Origin of the sequence: Myxococcus sp. AM011 (assembly GCF_013372595.1) — a bacterium.
GTDB classification, from domain to species: domain Bacteria; phylum Myxococcota; class Myxococcia; order Myxococcales; family Myxococcaceae; genus Myxococcus; species Myxococcus eversor.
The window spans coordinates 1-3083 of sequence record NZ_JABXEM010000491.1 but is presented as its reverse complement, the minus strand read 5'-3'; the positions used below and the strand labels follow the sequence as shown (position 1 = coordinate 3083).

Genomic DNA, 3083 nt, shown 5'->3' with positions numbered 1-3083 from the left:
CTCCCCTACTCCTCCGCCCCACCTTCGTCGTCGGACAGGTCCACCTTGGGCGTCACCGTGCCCGGCGCCACGGGGCCGAGCGCGCGCTCTATCGCGGCGAACTCCTCCGGCGCGAGCGTCTCCGCGCGGCGCATCGGGTCGATGCCCGCCGTCTCCAGCGCGGCCAGCATCACCGCGGGCGTGGCGAGCGCCTTGTCGGACTTGAGGGAGTTGAGCAGCGTCTTGCGGCGCTGGGCGAACGACGCCTTCACCACGCGGGTGAAGCGCGCCTCGTCGATGATGGGCGCACGCGGCGTCTTGCGGCGCGTGAGCGACAACACCGCGGAGTCCACCTTCGGTGGCGGATGGAAGCGCCAGGCCTCCAGCGTGAGGACGTTCTCCGCGTCGAAGTGCAGGCCGAGCAGCACGGTGAGCAGGCCGTACTCGCGCGTGCCGGGCTCGGCGGCGAGCCGCTCCACCACTTCCTTCTGCAGCGTGAACACGGCGCGGGAGACGCGGGCGCGCTGCTCCAGCACGCGGAAGAGGATGGAGCTGGAGAGGTGATACGGGAGGTTGCCGACGACGGCGACCTCGGGCGCACCCGCCACTTCGGCGAAGTCCACGGTGGCGGCGTTGCCGGCCACCACGCGCACGCCGGGGATGGCCTCCTTCTCCAGCACCGTCACCATGTCCCTGTCCCGCTCCACGGCGGTGACGAGCGCGCCGGTGGCGGCGAGGAAGCGGGTGAGGTGGCCCAGGCCGGGCCCCAGCTCGACGACGGGCTCACCGGCGCGCAGGTGCAGCGCGTCCGCGATGGCCTCAAGGGCCTCCTCGTCTCCGAGGAAGTTCTGGCCCCAGCTGTACTTCGGGCGAAGGCCATGGCGCTTGAGGATGTCTCTGGGCGATTCCAACCGGGTGTCCTTGCTCACATGCGCCAGGCGGGGTCTGCCGCCAGACGGAAGTCTCCGCGCAGACCGCGGCGCCAGGCCTCATACCCCGCGACGGCGATCATCGCGCCATTGTCCGTGCACAACCGCACCGGCGGCAGGAACATGCGCAGTCCCCGCTCCTCGGCGCGCTGCTGACACAGCGCCCGCAGCCGCGAGTTGGCGGCCACGCCTCCACACAACACGAGATTCTTGTGGCCCAGCCTGCGCGCGGCGGCCACCAGCTTCTTCGACAGCACGTCCGCCACCGCCTCCTGGAACGAAGCGCACAAGTCGTTCAGCGCCTGTCCCTGGGGCACGCCGTGCTTCTGCACGTGGTGGAGCACCGCCGTCTTCAACCCGGAGAAGGACACGTCGAAGTTGTCCCCCGGCAACGCGCGCGGGAAGCGGATGGCCGCCGGGTCACCCTTCTTCGCGAGCTCGTCGATGGGCTGTCCCCCCGGGTACGGCAGCCCGAGGATGCGCGCCGTCTTGTCGTACGCCTCGCCCGCGGCGTCATCGCGCGTGCTGCCCACCAGCTTGTAGTGGCCGAACGCCTGCACGTCGTAGAGGCTGGTGTGTCCCCCCGAGACGACGAGGCCGAGGAACGGCGGCTCCGGCGCGTCCTCCAGCAGCCGGATGGCCAACAGGTGGCCCTCCAGGTGGTTGGCGCCGACGAAGGGCTTGCCGGTGGCGAGGCTCAGCCCCTTGGCCACCTGGAGCCCCACCAGCAACGCGCCGATGAGGCCCGGGCCGGAGGTGACGGCGATGAGGTCCACGTCGTCGAGCGTCTTCTGCGCGCGCGTCAGGGCCTCGTGGATGACGGGCATCACCTGGACGATGTGGTTGCGCGACGCCAGCTCCGGCACCACGCCGCCCCAGCGCCGGTGGATGTCCACCTGGGTGGAGACGACGTCCGACAGCACCCGCCGCCCGTCCTCCACGACGGCGGCGGCGGTCTCATCACAGGAGGTTTCCAGGCCGAGGACGAGCAAGGCGACTCACTTCACTTCCAGCAGGACGGGGAAGGCACCGCGAGGTCCGCCGCCCACTCAGTTGCCGAGCGTCTTGAGCATCGTGCGGACCTCGTTGGCGGATGCCCCCGAGGGTTCCAGCATCAAATACTTCTTGTAGGCGTCGGCCGCCTGGGAATTCTTCCCGATGGACTGGTAGGCCATGCCCAGCGACAGCCAGGCCCGTGAGTGCTTCTCGTCGTCGCGCACGACATCCACGAGCAGCTTCGTGGCCTCGCGGAAGGCCGCCTCGGACTCGAAGCCGTTGACCAGGGAGATGCCCAGCCCGGCCTTCGCCTCCGTGGAACCCGGTTTGAAGACCAGCGCCTTGCGGAAGAACGCCGCCGCGGACTTGTACCGACTGCCGACGATGGCGGAGCGCGCCTGCTTGAGGAGCCCCGCGTACTCCACCTCCGGGTCCACCGGGGCCTGCACGGTGCCGGAGTCCGCCGCGGTGGGCGGCGCCTCCACCACGGCGGTGCCCGCATCGGGCTCGGCGGCCACGGGCGTCTCGACGACGGCCGTGCCGGAGTCCGTCGCGGCGGGCACCACGACGACGGCGGTACCGGAGTCCTTCGCGACGGGCGCCTCGACGACGGCGGTGCCAGAGTCGGCCTCGGCGGCCACGGGGACAACCACGTCCGGGGGCTTCGGCGGCGGCGTCTGGACGGCCTCCACCTTCGGCGGTTCAGGAGGCGGCGTGTCTTTCGGCTTGTCGCCTCGACCTCCCATGACGACCACCGCCGCCACCGCGCCGATGAGGGCCAGCGCCCCCACGACGTAGAGCCCCGTGCGCCTGGGGCGAACGGGCGTCCCTTCCGAATCAGAGGAAGCCAGGCTCGACGGCGTCACCGTGGGCGCGGGCGACGGAGAGGCGGTGATGACGGGCGTCGGCGACACCACGGGCGTTGGCACCACCGGGGTGACGAGCGACGGAGGCGGCGCGGACGGCGTCGGCGGCTCCTCGGGGATGGAGGGCGCGGCGACGGGACGCGCGGGAGCCCCATGCCCCGGGTACGGGGGCAGCGCGAGCTGCTGCGGCGGCGTCGCGGGGACCTCCTCGACCTCCGCGATGGTGTCGACATCGGCGGCGGACTCGTTGCCGCTCACCAGTGTCACCTCGGAAGACGGAGGCGCGGGCGTCGGAGGAGGCACGGGCGGGAAG

Annotated in this window: 2 protein-coding genes and 1 pseudogene; all 3 read right to left on the bottom strand. The window is 71.6% G+C overall.

The annotated features are described in order from the left end of the window. Nucleotides 1–5 precede the first annotated feature (5 nt). The gene (gene rsmA, locus HUW62_RS46575) at nt 6–890 is read right to left on the bottom strand and encodes a 16S rRNA (adenine(1518)-N(6)/adenine(1519)-N(6))-dimethyltransferase RsmA (RefSeq protein WP_163867377.1); all 885 of its coding nucleotides are present in this window, start codon (nt 888–890) and stop codon (nt 6–8) included. Between the two features lie 14 nt (nt 891–904). After that, complete coding sequence (tsaD, locus tag HUW62_RS46570) at nt 905–1900, bottom strand: tRNA (adenosine(37)-N6)-threonylcarbamoyltransferase complex transferase subunit TsaD (protein WP_163867376.1); 996 nt, start codon at nt 1898–1900, stop codon at nt 905–907. Nucleotides 1901–1957: 57 nt separating this feature from the next. Beyond that, a pseudogene (locus HUW62_RS46565) lies at nt 1958–3083 on the bottom strand (response regulator); the annotation flags it as partial.